This is a genomic window from Streptomyces sp. ISL-98, assembly GCF_018614055.1.
GTDB classification, from domain to species: Bacteria; Actinomycetota; Actinomycetes; order Streptomycetales; family Streptomycetaceae; genus Streptomyces; species Streptomyces spiramyceticus.
This window is the reverse complement of the sequence record NZ_JAGGPB010000047.1, coordinates 1-18,992: the sequence shown is the minus strand read 5'-3', so window position 1 is coordinate 18,992 and position 18,992 is coordinate 1. Positions and strand designations below refer to the sequence as shown.

The 18,992-nt window shown below is 68.0% G+C and carries 26 protein-coding genes and 4 pseudogenes; 18 read left to right on the top strand and 12 right to left on the bottom strand.

The genetic code is table 11. The annotated features are described in order from the left end of the window. Positions 1–153: 153 nt before the first annotated feature. From J7I98_RS29360 to J7I98_RS29350, 3 genes are read right to left on the bottom strand one after another with little or no spacing between them, the layout of a single operon-like run. The gene (locus J7I98_RS29360) at positions 154–942 is read right to left on the bottom strand and encodes an ABC transporter permease (RefSeq protein ID WP_214928059.1); all 789 of its coding nucleotides are present in this window, start codon (positions 940–942) and stop codon (positions 154–156) included. Further along, complete coding sequence (locus J7I98_RS29355; protein WP_214928058.1) at positions 942–1,901, bottom strand: ATP-binding cassette domain-containing protein; 960 nt, start codon at positions 1,899–1,901, stop codon at positions 942–944. The genes J7I98_RS29360 and J7I98_RS29355 overlap by 1 nt, the downstream gene beginning before the upstream one ends. Positions 1,902–1,929: 28 nt before the next feature. Beyond that, positions 1,930–2,592, bottom strand: coding sequence for a DUF4097 family beta strand repeat-containing protein (locus J7I98_RS29350; protein ID WP_214928057.1), 663 nt, complete (start codon positions 2,590–2,592; stop codon positions 1,930–1,932). A gap of 227 nt (positions 2,593–2,819) precedes the next feature. Between J7I98_RS29350 and J7I98_RS29345 the strand changes: the two genes are divergently transcribed. From J7I98_RS29345 to J7I98_RS29320, 7 genes are all read left to right on the top strand, one after another. Then, complete coding sequence (locus J7I98_RS29345; protein ID WP_214928056.1) at positions 2,820–3,557, top strand: helix-turn-helix domain-containing protein; 738 nt, start codon at positions 2,820–2,822, stop codon at positions 3,555–3,557. A gap of 169 nt (positions 3,558–3,726) precedes the next feature. Then, positions 3,727–3,870 (top strand): hypothetical protein, encoded by a 144-nt coding sequence (locus tag J7I98_RS42675; RefSeq protein WP_251021384.1) that lies wholly within the window; start codon positions 3,727–3,729, stop codon positions 3,868–3,870. Then, positions 3,870–4,211: a peptidase inhibitor family I36 protein gene (locus tag J7I98_RS42340; RefSeq protein ID WP_308377989.1), complete on the top strand. Its 342-nt coding sequence runs from the start codon at positions 3,870–3,872 to the stop codon at positions 4,209–4,211. The genes J7I98_RS42675 and J7I98_RS42340 overlap by 1 nt, the downstream gene beginning before the upstream one ends. 175 nt (positions 4,212–4,386) lie before the next feature. Continuing rightward, positions 4,387–4,818 (top strand): minor capsid protein, encoded by a 432-nt coding sequence (locus tag J7I98_RS29335; protein WP_214928055.1) that lies wholly within the window; start codon positions 4,387–4,389, stop codon positions 4,816–4,818. Positions 4,819–4,827: 9 nt separating this feature from the next. After that, complete coding sequence (locus tag J7I98_RS29330; RefSeq protein ID WP_214928054.1) at positions 4,828–5,310, top strand: phage tail tube protein; 483 nt, start codon at positions 4,828–4,830, stop codon at positions 5,308–5,310. Next, positions 5,285–5,509 (top strand): hypothetical protein, encoded by a 225-nt coding sequence (locus J7I98_RS29325; RefSeq protein WP_214928053.1) that lies wholly within the window; start codon positions 5,285–5,287, stop codon positions 5,507–5,509. Before J7I98_RS29330 ends, J7I98_RS29325 begins: the two co-directional genes overlap by 26 nt. Then, a complete protein-coding gene (locus J7I98_RS29320) occupies positions 5,506–5,652 on the top strand; it encodes a hypothetical protein (RefSeq protein WP_214928052.1) in 147 nt (48 codons plus the stop codon). Before J7I98_RS29325 ends, J7I98_RS29320 begins: the two co-directional genes overlap by 4 nt. A 69-nt stretch (positions 5,653–5,721) precedes the next feature. On the opposite strand, the gene J7I98_RS29315 is transcribed toward J7I98_RS29320, so the two are convergent. The 3 genes from J7I98_RS29315 to J7I98_RS29305 are packed head-to-tail and all read right to left on the bottom strand — an operon-like array spanning position 5,722 to position 7,352. Further along, entirely contained in the window at positions 5,722–6,570 is an 849-nt protein-coding gene (locus J7I98_RS29315) for a helix-turn-helix transcriptional regulator (RefSeq protein WP_214928051.1), read from the bottom strand. A 22-nt stretch (positions 6,571–6,592) separates the two neighbouring features. After that, complete coding sequence (locus J7I98_RS29310) at positions 6,593–7,120, bottom strand: DUF6879 family protein (protein ID WP_214928050.1); 528 nt, start codon at positions 7,118–7,120, stop codon at positions 6,593–6,595. Then, a complete protein-coding gene (locus J7I98_RS29305) occupies positions 7,092–7,352 on the bottom strand; it encodes a hypothetical protein (RefSeq protein WP_214928049.1) in 261 nt (86 codons plus the stop codon). The genes J7I98_RS29310 and J7I98_RS29305 overlap by 29 nt, the downstream gene beginning before the upstream one ends. A gap of 376 nt (positions 7,353–7,728) precedes the next feature. Here J7I98_RS29305 and J7I98_RS29300 point away from each other — a divergent pair, with 376 nt between their 5' ends. The 5 genes from J7I98_RS29300 to J7I98_RS29280 all read left to right on the top strand — a co-directional run bounded on the left by J7I98_RS29300 (position 7,729) and on the right by J7I98_RS29280 (position 9,748). After that, positions 7,729–7,890: a hypothetical protein gene (locus J7I98_RS29300; RefSeq protein WP_214928048.1), complete on the top strand. Its 162-nt coding sequence runs from the start codon at positions 7,729–7,731 to the stop codon at positions 7,888–7,890. After that, complete coding sequence (locus tag J7I98_RS29295; RefSeq protein WP_251021383.1) at positions 7,887–8,144, top strand: hypothetical protein; 258 nt, start codon at positions 7,887–7,889, stop codon at positions 8,142–8,144. Before J7I98_RS29300 ends, J7I98_RS29295 begins: the two co-directional genes overlap by 4 nt. A gap of 320 nt (positions 8,145–8,464) precedes the next feature. Beyond that, positions 8,465–8,962 carry a hypothetical protein gene (locus J7I98_RS29290; RefSeq protein ID WP_251021382.1) on the top strand — a complete coding sequence of 166 codons (498 nt, stop codon included), beginning with the start codon at positions 8,465–8,467 and terminating at the stop codon, positions 8,960–8,962. A 67-nt stretch (positions 8,963–9,029) separates the two neighbouring features. Beyond that, positions 9,030–9,206, top strand: a complete 177-nt coding sequence (locus J7I98_RS29285; RefSeq protein ID WP_214928047.1) for a hypothetical protein — start codon at positions 9,030–9,032, stop codon at positions 9,204–9,206. A gap of 251 nt (positions 9,207–9,457) precedes the next feature. Next, complete coding sequence (locus tag J7I98_RS29280) at positions 9,458–9,748, top strand: hypothetical protein (RefSeq protein ID WP_214928046.1); 291 nt, start codon at positions 9,458–9,460, stop codon at positions 9,746–9,748. A 611-nt stretch (positions 9,749–10,359) separates the two neighbouring features. Here the strand turns inward: J7I98_RS29280 and J7I98_RS29275 are convergent. Beyond that, positions 10,360–12,156 carry a hemopexin repeat-containing protein gene (locus tag J7I98_RS29275; RefSeq protein ID WP_214928045.1) on the bottom strand — a complete coding sequence of 599 codons (1,797 nt, stop codon included), beginning with the start codon at positions 12,154–12,156 and terminating at the stop codon, positions 10,360–10,362. Positions 12,157–12,415: 259 nt separating this feature from the next. Here J7I98_RS29275 and J7I98_RS43015 point away from each other — a divergent pair, with 259 nt between their 5' ends. Both J7I98_RS43015 and J7I98_RS43010 read left to right on the top strand, forming a co-directional pair. Next, positions 12,416–13,162, top strand: coding sequence for a Tn3 family transposase (locus J7I98_RS43015; protein ID WP_374225188.1), 747 nt, complete (start codon positions 12,416–12,418; stop codon positions 13,160–13,162). After that, on the top strand, positions 13,129–13,554 hold the full coding sequence (locus tag J7I98_RS43010) for a Tn3 family transposase (RefSeq protein ID WP_374225187.1): 426 nt from the start codon (positions 13,129–13,131) through the stop codon (positions 13,552–13,554). The genes J7I98_RS43015 and J7I98_RS43010 overlap by 34 nt, the downstream gene beginning before the upstream one ends. 355 nt (positions 13,555–13,909) lie before the next feature. Here the strand turns inward: J7I98_RS43010 and J7I98_RS29260 are convergent. Continuing rightward, positions 13,910–15,107, bottom strand: a pseudogene (locus J7I98_RS29260) (macrolide family glycosyltransferase). 58 nt (positions 15,108–15,165) lie between these two features. Continuing rightward, entirely contained in the window at positions 15,166–15,819 is a 654-nt protein-coding gene (locus J7I98_RS29255) for a CatB-related O-acetyltransferase (protein WP_214928043.1), read from the bottom strand. Between the two features lie 99 nt (positions 15,820–15,918). On the opposite strand from J7I98_RS29255, the gene J7I98_RS29250 reads away from it, so the two are divergent. Then, positions 15,919–16,545: a TetR/AcrR family transcriptional regulator gene (locus tag J7I98_RS29250; RefSeq protein WP_214928042.1), complete on the top strand. Its 627-nt coding sequence runs from the start codon at positions 15,919–15,921 to the stop codon at positions 16,543–16,545. A 119-nt stretch (positions 16,546–16,664) separates the two neighbouring features. On the opposite strand, the gene J7I98_RS29245 is transcribed toward J7I98_RS29250, so the two are convergent. Continuing rightward, positions 16,665–16,823, bottom strand: coding sequence for a PmrA (locus J7I98_RS29245; RefSeq protein WP_251021381.1), 159 nt, complete (start codon positions 16,821–16,823; stop codon positions 16,665–16,667). Between J7I98_RS29245 and J7I98_RS29240 the strand changes: the two genes are divergently transcribed. Then, a complete protein-coding gene (locus tag J7I98_RS29240) occupies positions 16,822–17,208 on the top strand; it encodes a hypothetical protein (RefSeq protein ID WP_214928041.1) in 387 nt (128 codons plus the stop codon). The two genes, J7I98_RS29245 and J7I98_RS29240, sit on opposite strands and share 2 nt — an antisense overlap. Before the next feature lie 72 nt (positions 17,209–17,280). Here J7I98_RS29240 and J7I98_RS29235 read toward each other — a convergent pair whose 3' ends face one another. Then, complete coding sequence (locus tag J7I98_RS29235; protein WP_214928040.1) at positions 17,281–17,937, bottom strand: dihydrofolate reductase family protein; 657 nt, start codon at positions 17,935–17,937, stop codon at positions 17,281–17,283. A 179-nt stretch (positions 17,938–18,116) separates the two neighbouring features. On the opposite strand from J7I98_RS29235, the pseudogene J7I98_RS43005 reads away from it, so the two are divergent. Beyond that, positions 18,117–18,704, top strand: a pseudogene (locus tag J7I98_RS43005) (LysR family transcriptional regulator); the annotation flags it as partial. A gap of 15 nt (positions 18,705–18,719) precedes the next feature. On the opposite strand, the pseudogene J7I98_RS29225 reads toward J7I98_RS43005, so the two are convergent. Continuing rightward, positions 18,720–18,833 (bottom strand): annotated as a pseudogene (locus J7I98_RS29225) (RNA-guided endonuclease TnpB family protein); the annotation flags it as partial. A 49-nt stretch (positions 18,834–18,882) separates the two neighbouring features. On the opposite strand from J7I98_RS29225, the pseudogene J7I98_RS29220 reads away from it, so the two are divergent. Further along, positions 18,883–18,992: pseudogene (locus J7I98_RS29220) on the top strand (IS200/IS605 family transposase); the annotation flags it as partial.

The following is an 18,992-nucleotide window of genomic DNA, read 5'->3' as shown; positions in this document are numbered from 1 at the left end:
CACGGTTCTACCGGCACCCCTGCCGGGCAGCGCCGCATCCGCCGGTCGGGCGGCCGAGGACGCAGACGGGGCGGCGTACGCCGATGTGGTGTCGGTGTACGCCGCCCTGGGGTGGGACGGGTTGCGGGAGGTGGCCCGCGTTGTCATGCGCGGCTACTTCGGGTCGCGGTTGAACGACGCCTTGGACCAGAGGTAGCCGAGCACGGTCAGCGCCAGGCACCAGGTGATGGCGAGCCAGCCGTTGTGGCCGATCTCGGTGCCGAGCAGCAGGCCGCGCAGGGTCTCGATGGCCGGGGTGAACGGCTGGTACTGGGCGATCGGCTGGAACCAGCCCGGCATCGCGTCGACCGGGACGAAGGTGCTGGAGATGAGCGGCAGGAAGATCAGGGGCATCGCGTTGTTGCTGGCGGCCTCGGCGTTCGGGCTGATCAGGCCCATGCCGACGGCGATCCAGGTGAGCGCCAGGGCGAACAGCGTGAGCAGTCCGAACGCCGCGAGCCATTCCAAGGCGGTGGCGTCGGTGGAGCGGAAGCCGATGGCCACGGCGACGGCGCCGACAAGGACCACGCTCATCACGCACTGCAGCACGCTGCCGATGACGTGTCCGATGAGCACGGAGCCGCGGTGGATCGCCATCGTGCGGAAGCGGGCGATGATGCCCTCGGTCATGTCGGTGGAGACGGACACCGCGGTGCCGATCGTGGTGCCGCCGATGGTCATCATCAGGATGCCCGGGACGACATACGCGATGTATGCGGAGCGGTCCGCGCCGCCGCCGATGCCCGCGCTCATGGTGTCGCCGAAGATGTAGACGAACAGCAGCAGCAGCATGACCGGGGTGAGCAGCAGGTTCAGGGTGAGGGACGGGTAGCGGCGAGCGTGCAGGAGGTTGCGGCGCAGCATCGTGTTCGAGTTGCGTACGGCGAGGGAGAGGGCGCTCATCAGACTGTCTCCTTGGTCTGGTTGGGGACGGTGGTGTCGCCGGTGAGGGCGAAGAAGACGTCGTCGAGGTCTGGGGTGTGCACGGTGAGCTCGTCGGCCTCGATGCCGGCGGAGTCCAGCCGGTCGAGGGTGGCGCGCAGTTCGCGCTGGCTGCCGTCGCTGGGGATCTGCAGCGCCAGTGCCTCGTCGTCCCGGGTGACCTCGCGCAGGGCGAGGGCGGCGCTCTGGTACGTGGCCGGGTCGGCGAAGCGGAGCCGGACGTGGCCGCCGGGGATCAGCCGCTTCAGTTCCTCGGCGGTGCCCTGGGCGGCGATCTTGCCGTCGTTGAGTACGGCGATACGGTCGGCGAGCTGGTCGGCCTCCTCCAGGTACTGGGTGGTGAGGAAGACGGTGACGCCGCCCGTGACGAGCTCGCGGATGATCCCCCACATGTTGTGCCGGGAGCGCGGGTCGAGGCCGGTGGTCGGCTCGTCGAGGAAGATGATCCGCGGGCTGCCGACCAGGGTCATGGCGATGTCGAGGCGGCGCTTCATGCCGCCGGAGTAGGTGGAGACGGGCTTCTTCGCGGCCTCCACCAGGTCGAAGCGCTCAAGGAGTTCGGCGGCGGTGCGGCGGCCCTCACGGCGGGAGAGCAGGTGCAGGTCCGCCATGAGGAGCATGTTCTCCTCGCCGGTGATCAGGCCGTCGACGGCGGAGAACTGCCCGGTGACGCCTATTGCGGCGCGGACCGCCTGCGGGGCGGCGGCCAGGTCGTGGCCGCCGACGCGGATCTGGCCGGAGGCGGGGTCGGGGGCGATGAGGGTGGAGAGGATCTTGACGACGGTGGTCTTGCCGGCGCCGTTCGGGCCGAGCAGGGAGAAGATCGTTCCTTGTGGGACGGCCAGGTCGACGCCGTCGAGCACGATCTTGTCGCCGTAGGACTTGCGCAGCCCGTTCGCCGCGATGGCCAGGTTGGTCATGAGGGGTGCTCCCTTAAGAGGCTGCGGGTCAGAGACTGCGGGCGGTGATGTCGCCGTGGGAGGTGGTGGCGCGGATGTCGAGTTCGGCGGTGCCGTCGTTCTTGAGGGCGTTGCTGACGCGGCCGTAGTCGGTGCTGGCGTCCAGGGCGGCCGAGACGCCGGCGGCGGCGACCGAAATGTTGCCGGACTGGGTGCGGAGTACGACCGTGCCGCGCACGGCCTCGGCGATCCGGATGTCGCCCCTTGCGGTGCTGATCTCCGCGGGGCCGCCCAGCCGGCCGACCTCGACGTCGCCGTCGGCCGCAGTGAGGCGGACGCTCGCGGCCTCGTCGATCTTGATCTGGCGGTAGGCGCCTTCGAAGGCGACGTCGCCGAGCCGTCCGACGCCTCGGAGTTCGGCGGCGGCGGCCTTCGCTTCGACGCGGGAGCCGGCGGGCAGCTGGACGGTCACCTCGACGGATCCGGAGTTGCCGAGGATCTGGTTCTTCGCCGCCGGGGCCTCGATCCGCAGGACGCCGTCGGCGTAGGCGACCGTGGTCTGCTCCGCCGCCTTCACGTCGCGGCTCTTGGAGGCGTCCGCGGGCAGGATCTCGACCGTGGTGTCGGCCCGGTCGGCGGCGATGAACCGGATGCGGCCCGCGGGGATGTCCAGGACGGCGGCGACCGGGGCGGGGGTGTCGAACTTCTGCATCGTACTGTCCTTCGGCTCGTTGTTTCTGACAAGAGAAACGCTACGTTGCCTTCAAGGTTTCCGGCAACAAGCTCGTTGCGCACAATCATCATCAATGCAGGTCAGGGCCTCAACATCGTTGCACCGGCCTGCTCCTTAAAGCAACGGCAGCCACCCCGCTCGTTGCATTGGATTGAGAGTGAACGCTATGCTGGAGGCATCAGGGAAGCGTTTGAAGGGAGATCGCGATGCCGGGAGGCAGGCTCACCCAGCAGGAACGCCAGCAGATCGCGCTGGGGGTGGCAGACGGGCTCGCCTACGCGGAGATCGCCCGACGCCTCGAGCGTCCGACCTCGACGATCACGCGTGAGGTCATGCGCAACGGCGGCCCCACCGCCTACCGCGCCGACCTGGCCCACCGCGCCACCGAACGCCGCCGCGCCCACCGGCGCACGCAGGCCGCACCCCGGGACCCGCACGCGCCCGAGCAGGCCCACGGACGCGACGCCGAGGCGGTACGCGAGTACGAGGAGACGTTCACCAACGTCATGATCGCTACGGGCACGCCCACGATGATGGCCCGGGTGATGGCCTGCCTCACCCTCACCGACACAGGCAGCCTCACCGCGTCCGAACTCGTCCAGCGCCTGAAGGTCAGCCCGGCGTCCATCTCCAAAGCAGTCACGTTCCTCGAGAGCCAGGGCATGGTCCGCCGGGAACGCGACGAACGCCGCCGCGACCGCTACGTCGTCGACGACGACGTCTTTTACCAGGCGATGATGGCCAGCGCCCGGTCCATCGCCCAGATCGTCGAGACCGCACGGCAGGGCGTCGGCGTCCTCGGCCCCCGCACCCCCGCCGGCACCCGCCTGGAGAACGTCGCCCGCTTCCTCGACTTCGTCTCCGAGAGCACCGCCCGCGCCGCCGAACAGGCCCGCGAGATCCTCCACACGAAACCCGAAACACCCTCAGACGGCACTGCCTAAGCCACGTTCAGATCGCGGATAGACAGCCATCTCGATCGTCACGGCCCTGTTCTCTTATAGCTACGGCCAACGGACATGTAGCGCTGCGTGACTGCTGTGGTCGTCGTTTCCCCTCGCTGGACGCCTCGTTGAGCTGAACGAGTGATCTCGGGTGGGCAGAGGAGCACGGGTGCGGCAGGACTGGGAGCTGGAGGACCTGATCGAGGTCTGGACGCTGCTCGAAGACGACATGAAGCGGGTGCGGAACAAGCCCGGGACGACCGGGCTCGGCTTCGCGCTGCTGCTGAAGTTCTTCGAGCTCCCGCGGCCGTAGTGCCGGTCTCCGCGGCGCACGCGGCCGATGGGTACGACCGGTGCCCCGACGGCCACTACTGCATGTTCTCGGGCCTCGACGGGACCGGCGACATGATCACCCTCAGGGGAAGCACCCCGGATCTCGCGGCGTTCGGCATGAACGACCGGGCCAAGTCCGACTGGAACCGGACGCCCTCGACCATCTACCTCTGGTCCGATATGTACTACTCCGGCTGTACGGCCGTGACCTCCGCCGGCCCGACAGGCAAAGGGAACTTCGGCCCTGTCTACCGGGACTTCTTCAGCTCGGTGCAGATCGGCGGGCTGGGCGGTCAGGGCTGCGGCACACCGCCCCGCTAGGACGGCTGAGCGCCTGCCTGCCTTGCCACGCGCATGAGGAAGGCCGCCAACCATACGGCTGGCGGTCGGAACGATCCACCGCCAGGCCCGTCACGCGACCCGTCGGACAGGCCCTAACCTCCCCACCCCTCAAGCCCCGCCCTGTGCGGGGCTTTTCGCATGTCCGGAGGTGCCCGTGGGCTACACCAGCGACCTCCTCGGAGGCCTCGCCACGCTCGTCGAGGGCACCGGCCTCGCCATGTACCGGCCCGATGGCATCTACGCCGCCACGGAGACCGGGATCACCTTCACGGTCATGCCGGACGAGCCGGACCGGGTCCTGTGCCTGACCGCGTACCCCGTCGAGGACACCGACCTCACCGACGCCACCACCGGCATCCAGATCCGTATGCGCGCCGGCCGCGACCCACGCGACCTGGACGCGATCGCCGACGCGCTGTTCGACCTGCTCCACAACCGCCGCGGCCTCGTGCTCGGCGGTGTCCATGTGGCCCTGATCTGGCGGCAGTCGCAGGCCCTCATGGGCCAGGACCAGCACGGACGTATGGAGCTCGCCGCCAATTTCTACGCGCGCACGACGCGCCCCTCACCACACCTCTACGAGTAGGAGGCCGTCATGCCGACGCCGACTGAGACCGCTCTTGCCCGCCGCTGGCGGCTAGGCACTGCGGGTGTGCCGGACTGGCAGCTCTGCCCTGGCGTGACCGAGTTCCAGTGGACCGCCGAGCCCAACCACGAGGACGGCACGTCCTACGACACCGACGGCTGGAAGGAGAACGAGAAGACGGCGCAGGAGTGGGAGGTCGAAACGACTTTCAACCGGAAGCACTCCCCGGACTACACCGCCTATTCGCCTGTGCACGAGAAGATCCGTACCGCGTTTTTCGCGTACGGCGCCGACTCGAAGGTCCACATGCGGTGGATGGACCGCAACGGCCTGCCGGAGGCGTACGAGGGCTACGGCCTGCCCAACTGGGAACCCCAGGGCGGCGAGTACACCGACCTTGATCAGGTCCAGGTCACCTTCACCGGCACGGGCGCGCTGACGCCCATCACGAACCCGATTGCCCGTAATGGCCCGCCAATTCGCAGCCGTTGATGAGCTGCTCGACGACGCTCTGGAGCTCCCGGTCCCGGGCAAGGACAAGACGGTCCGCGTCTACCGCATCGAAGCTCCGTCCGCTGATGACGGGCTCCGTATTCAGCGCCTGATGACCAGCGCGACACGCATGGTGGAGTCGGGCGAGGAGATCGACACGGAGGCCCTCGACGACCCACCTGGTTGCCAACGGCCATGAACGTGCACTGTCAGTATGTCGCCGAGTGGGTGGGAACCAAGAAGCGCTGGGCTCTCACGGTCGATGAGCCGGAGATGGATGCGCTCAAGGCCGTTGCCGAGGAGTGCTCGGACACCAACGTCCAGTACGAGATCGCGCCGTAGAGCCAAACTCGGAACCGGGTCCCCTGTTCTCCCCCTCGGGAGGGCAGGGGGCCTTTCGTACGCCTGGGATCAGTGCAGCGCCTCGATCGCCTTCACGATCAGCCCCCGGGCCGCCGCTCCGTACACGGCCATGCCGCGCAGTTCCTCGAACGCCTTCAGGTACATGGCAATCTCGGAGGGCTGAGTGACCGTGACACGCGCCGAGAGAAGCTCCATCGAAACAAGAGTTTCGTCGTACATGTGGAACGTCTCCATGGGCCAGACGGTCCGTTGCCTAGCCGCCGGGATCACACCGAGCGACACCGCCGGCAGCGCCCCGGCAGTCAGCAGGTACCCCAACTGGGCGGCCATGGCGTCGGCGTCGCCGACGTGATGGTGCAGCGCCGTCTCCTCGACCAGGAGCACGAAGCGGTGGCCGGGCTCGTGCAGGATCCGTGACCGTTCTATGCGCGCAGCGACGGCCTCCGCCACATCGTTCGGGATCTCCCGAAACTCGGCGATCAGGGACATGAGGCCGGTGGCGTAGCCCTCGGTCTGGAGGAGGCCGGGGACGAGGGTGCCGGAGTAGACGCGGAAGACCTTCGTCGCTTTGAAGAGGGGTACATAGCTGTCTTGCAGCTGCTTCAGCCCGGCGCGGACCTTGCGCCGCCACTCGACATACATGGACTCTGCGTTGCGTGATTGGGCGATGATGTCCGGCGCCTGGTTCTCGGCGTCGCAGGCGCGGCACCACAGGCGGATGTCGTCTGCGGAGGGGGGTGTGCGTGCGTTCTCGATGCGGGACGACTTCGAGTGAGTCCATCCGCAGAGTGCGGCCAGCTCAGACCCTGTGATACCGGCGTCGGCGCGGAGCTCGCGAAGGCGTTGCGCGACGTTCGCGCGGGCGGCCTGCGCAGCAGACGACGGGGAGATGGGCATGTGCTGACCGGGCCTCTTCGCGCTATACGATCTTGTATTCGTCGTGTGGAATGCCTCGCGTCCACACCGCTTCGAACGCCTCGGCGCACAGCTTCGCCTCGGTAGGGTCCTCGCTCATCTCGCCACCTGCCGAGGCCCCGTCACCGGTGAAGTGGTTCCACCTGATCAGCCGACCGTCGATCAGCCAGAAGTCGTTGCCCGGCAGCGCGATGCCGGAGGCCTGGCGGCGTGGCAGCCACCGCACCTGTTCACCAGCCGCGACGTTCGTGAAGGTGCCGGAGTGCTCGAAACGGATGTACTCGCTGACCGGCTCCGAGACAATGCGGGCCCGGCGGACAACGACGCCGCGCGCGACGGTCTCGGAGATGAGGTCCAGCCACGGCCTCCACCAGGAGGACCGGTCAGCTGGGTCGAGACGGACGCCGGCCCGCCACTTGGCGAACGGGCCCTTCTCGTTGTCGACCGCGTACGAGTCGCGCATTTCGAGGTGTACGGCCGACTCGCTGGCGGAGCGCAACAGCTCAGGGAACGTCGGGACGCTCGATGACATCGCACGCCTCCCGAATCATCGGCACCATCCTGGCTGGGATGCGGACCACCGCTTCGTGGTCCGGGATTCCCTTGGCGTGGCCGGGCACCTCTGTGGCCGCGCACTCTGCTTCGAGTTCTGCGCTCGGCTTCCATCCCTGGAGGACGAGTTCCTGCACTGTCTCGTCGACCCACACTGTCGGGCTCTCGCCGTCACCTGTGTTGGGGTCGATGCCAATGAACCGTAATGCCATGGCCGCCTCCATCGCCGCACGTGTGCATGGATGTACACAACTCCTGTCCAGCTAGGGCGACTTGGTCAAGAGTGCAAAGCTCTATCGAGCAGGGAAACTGCATCTCCATGAACATTGCTGCACATTGCTGGAGTGCGTACACATCGTCTCCCTACGGTGCTGCTCATGGACTCAGGAACCCGCCCCTCGGGGGCCACCGAAGCGGGAACGCCCCGCACCTGGCGTCACTGGCATGAGGGCCATCGAGGACCGCCGTCCTCATCGACTCCGTTGAGGCAACGTCCGGCTCGGGCTACGGCCGGTACGCATGCGCGCCGTGTCGTCAGCAGCGCCAACTGACGCCTGCCGCGGAGCAGGCGATGGCGGGGCGGCCATCATGACGAGTTGGAAGCAGAGGCGCGTCCATATTCCGGTTGTGTGCTGGGTCCCCAAGCCGGGCACCCCGATGCGCTGCACCCTCCGCGCGGGCCACAGCGGCGACCACTTCCGCGCCTACTCCCGCGAGGCATGGCCGAAGCGCGCGGGCGAGACGCAGTGACCCCACGCTCCATCATCAAAAAGGCAACCTGGACGCTCGGTGCAGACCACTCGCAGGGCGCGTCACCGCCGATCCGCGAGATCGAATGCACTACCTGCCAGGACCGGTCCGAGGCCAGCACCGACCAGCTGGGGCCCGACAGCTGGGCTCTCCACCACGCAGGCCTGACCGGCCACACGGGCTACAGGGAGATCGTCACCGCGTTCCTCCGCGCCACTCCCGGCCCTGGTAAGGGCCAGCTGCCCACCCCATGACTCCTGCCTCGGTCGCCGCGCGCCTGGGGGCGTCGACAGCCGAGGCAGGCTCTTCACCCCCCACTTCGAACCGGGAGGGTCACTTGTCCGATGACGGTAAGCGCGCCGGCCAGCCTTCCGACAAACCGTGGACGCCGCCGCCCCCTTCGCCGTCCCCGGATGTTCCCGGCAGCCCGGCGCCCACTGACCCCCGCTGCCCTCAGCACCCCGTGCAAGAGGAGGGCAGCGGGCCTGCAAAACCCGCCTCGGCCGATGCATCCGGCCAGGAGACCCCGGCCGAGGCGGACGTCCATCCCATCCAGAAAAGGGAGAACACCACCATGAGTATCACCACCGAGGCGACCGTCGCACGGAACGTCTTCGACCTGATCCATCCCGAGGACCTGGTGGCTGTGACCGCGACCGTCCAGCGCAACAACCCCGGCATGGCGATCGACGTCGCCGAACTGATCACCCTGGAGGCGCTGAAGTTCGAGGCGGCCTGCGCCGCGCACCCCCGTGCCTGCCTGAAGCCGTCCCGTGTCGTCGACGAGGGATGGCACGCGCTGATCCTGCACACGCGCGTCAAGCAATCGCTGGCTGACCGGCTCGGCCTGTTCGTCCACCACGTACCTGAGGCCCCGGACACCAGCCGCCACGACCCTGACGCCCTCACCCGCGCCCAGGAAGCGATCACGGCCGCCGGGTACACCCCTGAGCCCGCAATGTGGGTGGGCCCCAGCGACAACAGCATCCCCGTCGCGGCGTCGTGCTCGCACTCCCCGGGCGGTCCCGAAGGTTCGTGCACCGGCGACTGCGGTAACACGGGCCCGAACTGACCGACTGCCTGGTCTCCGTTCCCCCGCGGCTCTACCGTCGTTGGGAACGGAGAGAGGCGAGGTCGAGATGCGCGACTGGATTGATCCGCGGTACGCCGAAGTGGTGGACAGCTACCAGGCGTGGAAGTCCGCAGCAGGGCCGCAGCCCAAGCGAAGGCGGGGCTGGTCGAGGAAGTCCTACGGCGACCCGTTCGTGATTGTCGTCGACACGAGAACACGGACCCCGTATACCGCCGGCCGCTGATACCGCCTCCGGCCGTCCGCCCCTGGGGAGCGGACGGCCGGGGCTCTTCACTGCCGAGACCGGCAAGCGGTACGTCGATCGCGTCGGCGATTTGCGAAGAGCACCCCGCACAGCGCACCCCATAGGCGGCCAGCCCGCACTGTCCGCCCGGACTCGGCGCGTCGCCGGGCGTTTTGAATGCATTTCATACTAATCTCCCGTAATCGAACGAAGTCGATTTATCACAGATCGCACCCACCACGGGAGATGACATGCACAAGCTTCGCAAGGCTGCCGTCCTGGTTGCTGCCCTCGGCAGCGTCGGACTCCTGAGCGCCGGCACTGCCCACGCCGGGGGTGACCACGGCCACCACAAGGGCGGCGACCACTTCAACATCCACCAGGGCTCCAACTGCAAGGACCACGACCTGAACGTCGACGTCCTCGGCCAGGTCGGCATCCTCAACGGCCTCGCCGGCGACCTGCTGAACGGCGAGGGCCACCCGGGCGCACAGGACACCCACATCGGTTCGAGCATGGGCTGCAACAACAGCGCCTTCTAAGGCCTGTCCCGCAAACCATCTCTCAGTGGGTGGATGGGGTCGTGGCCGGTGGCCCTTCCGGCCGCGCCCCCTATCCGACGAGGTTGAGGTCGTGCAGGCGTCGGCTCGCCGCCCGGCACGCCCACCACGACGCACCAACATGGCGGCACAGGCACAGAGACCTGCCCCGGCTCCGGCCAGCCCGCCTCGTAGGAAACACCTCGACCAGCCCCGGCCGTCCGACCCCGGTGGAGCGGACGGCCGGGGCTTCTTCAAATGGGCGACAAGACGCCCTGAAAACCTCTCCCAACGGAGAACAGCCGTCTCTGACCGGCCTCTGCCACCGCTTTGCGCGAGACAAAAGCACAAACAGAGCCCTTCCGCCAACACCTGTGGAAGTTCGCGTAATTCCCCAGCCCTAACTTCTTGAGCGTCCCCATGGGGAGCGCGGAGTTGACTCCGCAGCGGCCAGGGGAACGTCACAACTCTCGGGCCGCCCAGTGATACAGCAACGTCGGCCCCCTCGACCACAATCAGGTCGTGAGGGCCGAAGTCACACGAGCCCCGATTTGCCGATGCCAATCGCTGCGGGATCGGCGGCTCTGGGGAGTTCTACGGATCCGTGGGGTGGGTCACCAGTCGGTGTTCTTCAGGCCGGGCCAGCCGTCAAGGATGCTGTGCTTGGCTTCGACGGCTTCGCCGGAGGCTCGGTAGCGCACGTACCGCGTGCCTTGGAAGAAGTAGTAGCGGCCGGCGTCCTTCTGTACGGCGGCGATCACGTGCGGGGGGACCGAGGCAGCGGCCAGGCCGGGCCAGCCGGCGGCAATGCTGGTCTGGCCGCCGATGGTGTCGTTGGCCTGGTTGTAGCGCCGGTAGTGCTCCCCCCAGAGCAGGTATACCTCGTCGTTGTTGATCCGGCAGACCGCCTCGGGCACGAAGGTGAAGAACCAGAGTTTCGCGGCGGGGAAGAGCTGGCTCATCGGCAGTGGGCCGGCTTCGATGCGGTTGCTGTCGATGCGGTAGATCAGGCAGTCGGCCCCGGAGAACAGGCAAATGCGGTCATCGGCGATGCCGGTGTCGGTGATGAGGCCCTTGGCGACCCAAGGAGCTGGAACCTTGGGTAGTTCCACCGCGGTCGTGGGGCGGGCGAAGGGAGTACCGCGCAGTGCGCGGAAGGCGTCGCCGATCGGCAGTGGCCCTTGGTCGAGCCGCTCGGCGGAGGTGTTGTACTTCACGACCTGGTCGCCGTGGAAGAAGTAAGTGTGGGTGGCGTTGCGGCGCACCGCGGCGTGTACCTGGCCGCCCTTGGCTGCGGCCCACTGGATCCACAGTTTGTGGCGTCCCTCGCTGCCGCCGTCGAAGCTCCACCAGTCTTCGCGTCCGGGCTGGTTGAGCAGGGCGTAAAGCGCCCTTTTATTCATGCCGTAGCTGCGTTCCTTGACCAGGTCGTCCTGGTTGGTGATCAGTCCGACCAGCCAGGCCAGCAGCGCGGCGGCGAGAGCGATCAGGGCGCCCAGGCCGGCTCCGCCCTCGGCGTCGTCGTCGCCGTCCTCGGTGAGCTGGACGGCGGCGTCGATGCAGTACTCGGCGACGTCTTCCAGGGCCTTGCGCAGGTCCCGGTAGAAGGCGGTGTCGCTGTCATCTTCTTCCCAGCACTGGATGTGCCAGGTCACGTTCTGCTGAACAGTGCCGTTGAACAGATAGGCGTCGCTGGGGAAGTCGCGCTGGCTGCCGGTGTAGACGTCGTTGAAGACACCCGAGTCGTAGGTGGTCTTGGTGTCGGTGTCGCTGCCCGCGCTGGTCATCCAGTAGATCTCGTTGGCGGGAGCGAAAACTGAGTCGGTGCCCTGCTTCTCGCAGCGGAAGCGAGACAGTCGCAGCCTTGCCGGGAGGGGCGCCGCGCGCAATTCCTGGGGCAGCGGCGGGCCGGTCAGGATGGTGACGCCGGTGCCGTACTCGGCCTGTGCGGCGGTGAACTCCTGCGTGTCGTAGCCTTCGGGGCCGGGCGGCTGGCTTACGTCGATGACCGCGACGTTCGGCTGGGCGAGGATCTCGTCGGCCAGGCCGGGGACGGCTGCGACCAGGTCGGCCATGGCGAAGCCGGTCTTGACCGGCAGTTCAGCGATCACGGCCGGGAAGAGGTCGACGGCCCCGCGGGCGGCCACCTGCTCCTTGTACTCCCGGCCCCAGGCGGTGATCTCCTCGTCGGGCAGCACCGCACGCAGGGTGTCGATCAGGCGCTGTTCGAGGTCGGTCAGTTCCAGGTCCTCGTCCAGGCGGGCTGCGGCGTGCAGCAGCACTCCGGTCAGCAGGTTGCTGCCGCGGCTGAGCCGCATCCGGCGGCTCGTGCGCGCCTCCGCGCGGGCCCCTGACAGTGTGGCCCGCAAGTTCTCCAGGCGTTCGGCGGACGTGGTGCGCGATTTCGGCATATGCAGTCCTTCCCGACAGCGGTCGGCATGGGGCATCCCTCCCAATGCCGCAGCGAACCTAGACCGGCACGCCACCAATCGGATACGCCAAGCGATGAACTGGGCACTGTCCGTAATGAAATTGGCTGGAAGGCACAGGACCTCCTGGGCAGCCCGCAGTTCCGGAAAAGCCTTGCGTAGGCGATGCCAGGGCCTCGCCGTGACCGAGTCGCGAAACGAAGTCCAACTCTGTGGGCAAGGACGCTTTCTGCTAGTGGGAGTGACCGGCGTCGAGCTCGCGCAGGATTCGGCGCTGCCGTTGCGTGGTCACCGACTGGCCTTCCTCTGGGCCTACGTCCTGCCACCGCTCGGCTTGCCACCAGAAGAGGTGGAAGACCGCCAGTGCCCAGGCCACCACGCTTCGGTTGAAGACGTGCCAGCCGCTGTCCGCCTCGCCTTCCACCACGTGGTTGTCGATGTACAGATGCTGCTCGGCGAGTCCGAGGCGACGCTGCGCCGGGTGCGGCACCTGTTCGTCAACCGGGCCAACATGCGCGCCGCGCTGGTGAAGCTGGTGAATGCCACCTTCGCCGCTCGCGACGAGATGTGGTGGGGCACCGGCACCGCTTGCGCCTCTGGCAGCCGCAAGTTCGGCTCCTGGTCCTCGAACCTGATGACCGAGTGGCACCAGCGCTACCGGGGCCCCGGCGTGATGATCTACTGGCACGTCGAGCGGAAGTCGGTGTGCATCTACTCCCAGCTCATGTCCTGTTCGGCCTCCGAGGTCGCCTCGATGATCGAGGGCGTCTTGCGGCACTGCACCGACATGGAGGTAGACCGGCAGTACACGGACACCCACGGCGCGCCCATCGTCGGCTTCGCCTTCGCCCATATGCTCGACTTCAAGCTCATGCCCAGGCTGAAGAACATCGGCTCCGCGAAGCTGTATCGGCCGGCGGACGGGAGGACGAGAACTGGCCGAACCTCGCGCCGGTGCTGTCCACCAAGACGATCAACTGGGATCTGATCCGCCAGCAGTACGACCAGATCGTGAAGTACACCACCGCCCTGCGCCTGGGCACCGCGGAGGCCGAGCAGGTCCTGCGCCGCTTCACCCGCGGCGAGCCGAAGCACCCCACCTACCAGGCGATCGAGGAACTCGGGCGGGCGGTGCGGACGGCTATCGTTTGCGACTACCTCGCCGACGTCGAGCTGCGGCAGGAGATCCACGAGGGCTTGCAGGTCGTGGAGAACTGGAACAGCGCGAACAAGGACCTCTTCTACGGCAAGGACGGCGACCTCGCCGGGCAGGACAAGGAGTCCCAGGAGGTGTCCATGCTCACCCTCCACCTGCTCCAGTCCGCCCTGGTCCACGTCAACACGCTGCTGATGCAGCAGGTCCTCGCCGACCCGAAGTAGGCCGACACGCTCACCGATGCGGACCGGCGGGCGCTGTCGCCGCTGTTCTGGACGCACGTGAACCCGTACGGCAGGTTCGAGCTGGACATGAACAGCCGCCTCGACCTGGGCCTGGAGTTGAGCCAGCAGCGACGGTGCCCAGCCCGCGCGCTTCCGAGGGCCGGGGCGCCACGGCATCCACCTGACCAGAGCCGGGCGCACGGTGGCGGCATCGCCAGGCGGGTGCGCCGCTGCGCGTACATCTTCTGAATTCACTCCGCCGCCCCACCCTTGGCGGTGATCTTCCCGCGCTTGTCCTGCAGGTACAGGTCCTCGGATGAGGACGGCGCCAGCCGGGGAAGGGAAGCGGCAGTGGTCAGAGCGTGGGGCCCGCGGCGGCGGCCAACATGTTCTCGATGAGGTCAGCAGCGCGCTGGGTGCCGCCCTCGGCCCGGGCGGCGGCCTGCAACTGCTTGGACCGGTCGACGCGTTCCTGATCCGTGACCAGGTCGTTCAGCGCCGCGCGAAGGGTCTCGGCGGTGGCGTCAGCGGTGTCCACACGGCGGGCGACGCCGAGTTCCACGAGCCGGTCGGCGTTCATGAACTGCTCGGCTCCCTGCGGCACGGCGATCATGGGAACGCCAGCGAGGAGCCCTTCGCCGCAGCCGCCCATGCCAGCGTGGGTGACGAAGGCGTCGGCCTGTTCCAGGATCGCCCGCTGCGGGACCCAGGAGTGCACTTCGACGTTGGGCGGGATGGTGCCGAGTTCCTCGGGGTCGGCGTATTTGCCGATCTGGAGTACGACGTGCCAGCCAAGCAGTTCGCCGAAGGCCGCGATGCACTGGCGGTAGAACGCGGGCCGGCGCGTGTACGCCGAGCCGAGCGAGATCAGCACCACGTGGTCCGCGGCCGCCGGGCGGGTCCAGCCGGTCCGTGTCCGCTCGGGTGTCGAAGCAGGGGCCGACGAGGGACACCGTGTCGGTGTCGACTCGATCGGCGTGCGGCTGCATCGCCCGCGGGATCAGGGCGAGGGCCCGGGCGGGCGGGCCGGAGAACGCGTCCACGTCCGTGGTGGTCGCACCGCAGTCGGCGAGCCACCGCGCGAACCTCTCCCGGTACGCGTCGGCGCCCGGCAACTTTCTCAGATGCGCCGCGACATCCTCCTCGTAGCCGTCCCAGCCGACGAACGTCGGGGACAGCTGCACGAGGGGACGGCCCTGCGCTTCTGCGAGGGCGCGTGCGGCATAGGCGCCGATGTCGTAGAGGTACAGGTCGGCCGGATCGTCGTCGTAGGCGGCGCGCAGTTGCGGGAGCGCCTGGACGGCGTCGTCGAGGAAGAGGCTCGCCGCCGCGATGGGATCGGCAGGCCAGTCGTTGTCGGCGACGGGCAACGTGGAGATGCAGGGCACCAGCTCCGCGCCGGCGGACTCGATCCGGTCGGCCACGAACGGGTCGTTGGCGTAGGTGACCCGGTGCCCGCGGGCCACCAGCTCACGGATGAGCGCGAGGCTGGGCAGGACATGGCTGACGATGGGGACGCCGACCATCGCGATATGGGCGCGGTGACGGGACATGGGCGATCACTCGTTTCTGGCGCGGGACGGGTGCGGGCGGTGTGGCGAGGACGCGGTGTCAGGGCCGGTCGATCTGCGCGGCGGCCTCCTCCAGGTCGGCGACGGTCCCCGACATGATCGTCCGTACATGCCTGGTGATGTGCTGCACGGGCCAGTCCCACCACGCCACGGCGAGGAGCCGGGCGATGTCCGCAGCGTCGTAGCGGGTGCGGATGAGCCGGGCGGGGTTGCCGCCGACGATGCCGTAGTCGGGGACGTCGCCGGTGACCACGGCGCCGGCGGCGATGATCGCGCCGTGGCCGATCCGTACGCCAGGCATGACCGTGACGCCGTGCCCGAACCAGACGTCATTGCCGACGACGGTGTCGCCCCGGCCGGGCAGGCCGGTGATCAGGTCGAAGTGCTCGGCCCAGGAGCCGCCCATGGTGGGGAAGGGGAACGTGGACGGGCCGTCCATGCGGTGGTTGGCGCCGTTCATGATGAACCGCGTGCCCGTGCCCAGCGCGCAGTACTTGCCGATGACGAGCCGCTCGGGTCCGTAGTGGTACAGGACGTTGCGCGTCTCGAACGCGGTCGAGTCGTCCGGATCGTCGTAGTAGGAGAAGTCACCGACCTCGATCAGCGGCGACTTCACCAGCGGCTTGAGCAGAACCACGCGCGGGTGCTCGGGCATTGGGTGGAGCACGGTGGGGTCAGCGGGAACGGGCGGCATCGTGGAGGCGGTTCCTCTCTACTGGGCCTAGGGCGACAACTGTCGCGTTAAGATGCTGGCACGGCCCTGCCGCCTTGATCAACCGGATACTGATTGCCGATGACAGACCCGCTGGACACGACGTCGGACCGCCGTCCGGGCGGTCGCACCGCCCGCATCCGCGCCCAGGTTCTCGATGCGGTGCGCGCCGAACTCGCTGAAGGCGGTCACGAAGGACTCACGATTGAGGGTGTCGCGACGCGGGCCGGAGTGCACCGCGCCACGGTCTACCGGCGTTGGCGCGATGTCGGCGGCCTGCTCGTCGACGTCATCGACGCCGCCGGCGAGATCGACTGGCAGCCGCCGGACACCGGCTCGCTGCGCGGCGATCTGACGGCCCTCAACCAGGAGATCCAGGAATCCCTGGTCGTACAGCCGTCGTTCGCCGTCGCCCTGATGGCCGCCTCGTTCCACTCCGAACAGGCCGCGCGAGCCCAGACGCAGTTGTGGACGGACCGGTACGCCCAGTGCGAGAACCTCGTCGAGCGCGCCATCGAGCGCGGCGAACTCCCCGCACAGCACACGGACGCACGGAGCCTGCTGATCGCCGCCACGGCGCCGCTCTACCACCAGCTAGTGCTCCTGCGTGCCAATCCGGACCCGCAGCTCCCGGAACGGGCCGCGGAGGCGGCAGTCCTGGCGGCTGCCGCGGGTGCCTTCTCCGTCCGTCGGGAAGAGAGCGTGTGATCGAGGAGACAGGGAGCGAACGCAAGCGCAAATCAAGAGCGCGACAAGACCTGGCTCACGGTCCAGTAGTCCTAGCTCGGACACCAGGGCGCAAGTAACCCGCCGGTAGGTCCGGAAGCTCAACCTTTGTGGCGGGCGGCGGGGTCTCGCTCGGCGACGTGCCGGGCGACCGCATCGACACCGGGGCGAGCGTACCGCTCCAGCGAGCGGACGGAGGCGTGCCGGGACCGCGCGAGCAGCATCGCTCTGGAGGCCCTGCGTCCTGTGCCCGCGGGCATGCTGACGGAGAAATTCCTCTTCCGGGAACATCCGGACTTCGAGGGCTTTGCCGCTCAGCACCGGGCCTTCACGGAGGCCATTTATGCAGCAGGTGCTACCTGTCAGCCCCTGGCCGAACTGGTCGGCGACGTCCCGTGTTTCGCCGCGGCCCGGACGGACCCGAACCTGATGTTCACCCGGGACGCGGCCATCACCTTGCCCTGGGCACCCGACGTATACCTGTCGGCTCGGATAGCCAAGCCACTACGCCGTCCCGAAGTCGCCATCACGTCCGCGGCCTTGGAGCGGCTCGGCCTGACCCGTGTGGAGTGGGGGCGGGCCGGGGATCGCCGTGCGCTACGAAACCGCCGTCCACCTCGCATCGATCAACATCTGGCTCCGTGACCTGGAACGACACCTATGTAAAGACATGACCTCGAGCCCTACCCGCGCTCCGGGTCGTCGACCGAGGCCGGCTCAGAGACCCACACGGGTGAACGTCACATGCGTGACTCCGCTGGGCGAGGAGGTGGCCTCGACCTCGTAGTCCTTCTCGAGGCCCTCCAGTCCGTCCCAGAGCCGTACGCCTCGGCCGAGCAGGATCGGGACCACCACGATGTGCATGTGGTCGATGAGCCCGGCGGCAAGGAAGTCACGGATCACGGTGGGCCCCCCGCCGACGCGTACGTCCTGGCCGCCCGCGGCCTCGCGGGCCGTCTCCAGCGCCTTGGCGGGAGAAGCGTCGAGGAAGTGGAACGTCGTGCCTCCCTCCATCTCGATCGACGGGCGCGGGTGATGGGTGAGGATGAAGGTCGGTGTGTGGAATGGCGGGTTGGGCCCCCACCATCCCTTCCACTCCGGGTCCTCTCGCCAGCCGGGCGGGCCGAACTTCCCGGCGCCCATGATCTCGGCGCCGATCCCGGGCGTGAACTGCCGCGCGAAGGCGTCGTCGAGGCCGCCGGTCCCGCCGGGCCGGCCGGGCCGGCCGGTCATCGTGTGCCAGAACCGGGTGGTGAACATCCACTCGTGCAGCCTTTCGCCGGCGTGGCCGAACGGCGCGTCGTGGCTCTGCCCCTCACCGGTGCCGAAGCCGTCGAGCGAGATGGAGAAGTTGTGGACGCGGGCTAGTGACATGGCTGGCGACTCCTTTCCTTCTGCTGGTCCAGTCTCGTCGGATCAGCTCGGTCATGCAGCGATGATGACCGCCAATATCATGACGTCCAATGCCAATTCCTCCCAGGTCATAGATGAACTTAATCCATGCTGAACCTGACTCGCCTCAAGGTGCTGGAGGCGGTCGCCCGCCATGACCGGTGACCGAAGTGGCAAAGGAGCTGCATTACTCCCAGCCGTCGGTCAGCCACCACGTGGGGCGGCTGGAAGCCGCCACCGGAGCCAGGCTCATCCAACGAATGGGCCGCGGTATCCGACTCACCCCCGAAGGCGAACTCCTGGCGCAGCGGGCAACAGAGATCCTGGGGCGAGTGGACGCCGCATCTGTCGAGCTGGCCACCCGCGTGGGACTTCGTGCCGGACGGGTGCGACTCGCCGGTTGCCAAACAGTCCTCAGCACCCTCGTACCGAAGGCAGCCACCGAGCTGACCCGGACGCACCCGGTCATCGAGTTGAACCCCCGTCGATGCCCACCCGGTCGAGGGCCTGCACATGCTGCGCTCGGGGCATGTCAACGTCGCCTTGATCTTCCGGCATACCGACACTCCGCTGGAGGAGGAAGGATTCCGACTCACCCACCTCTGGACGACCCCCTCTACCTCGTCAGTGACCAACCCCATCAGCGCCTCGAAGACCACCGTGACTCCGCATGGGTTGGCGGCTGCGAACGCTGCCGAGCCGCCACGATCACGGCATGCGAACGCGCTGGCTTCTCACCACGCATCACCTACTCCTGCGACGACCCGGCGTTCCTGCAAGGCCCCGTTGTAGAGGGAGCAGTGATCGCGCAGCATCTCGCCGAGCGCGGCGGCCTGGCGGACGGTCGGCCGCATGAGGAACTTGTACGCACGGATCATCGGGCCCACCCCCTTCCGGTCGAGTCCTTGATCATACTGCGCTTGGTGTATGTCACCACGCTGGGAACCAAACACCGATATCCGCCGGGGCCGTCACGTCGTCTACAACTTGCACGTCCACTTGGTGTTCGTGACCAAGTACCGGCGCGAAGTATTCAA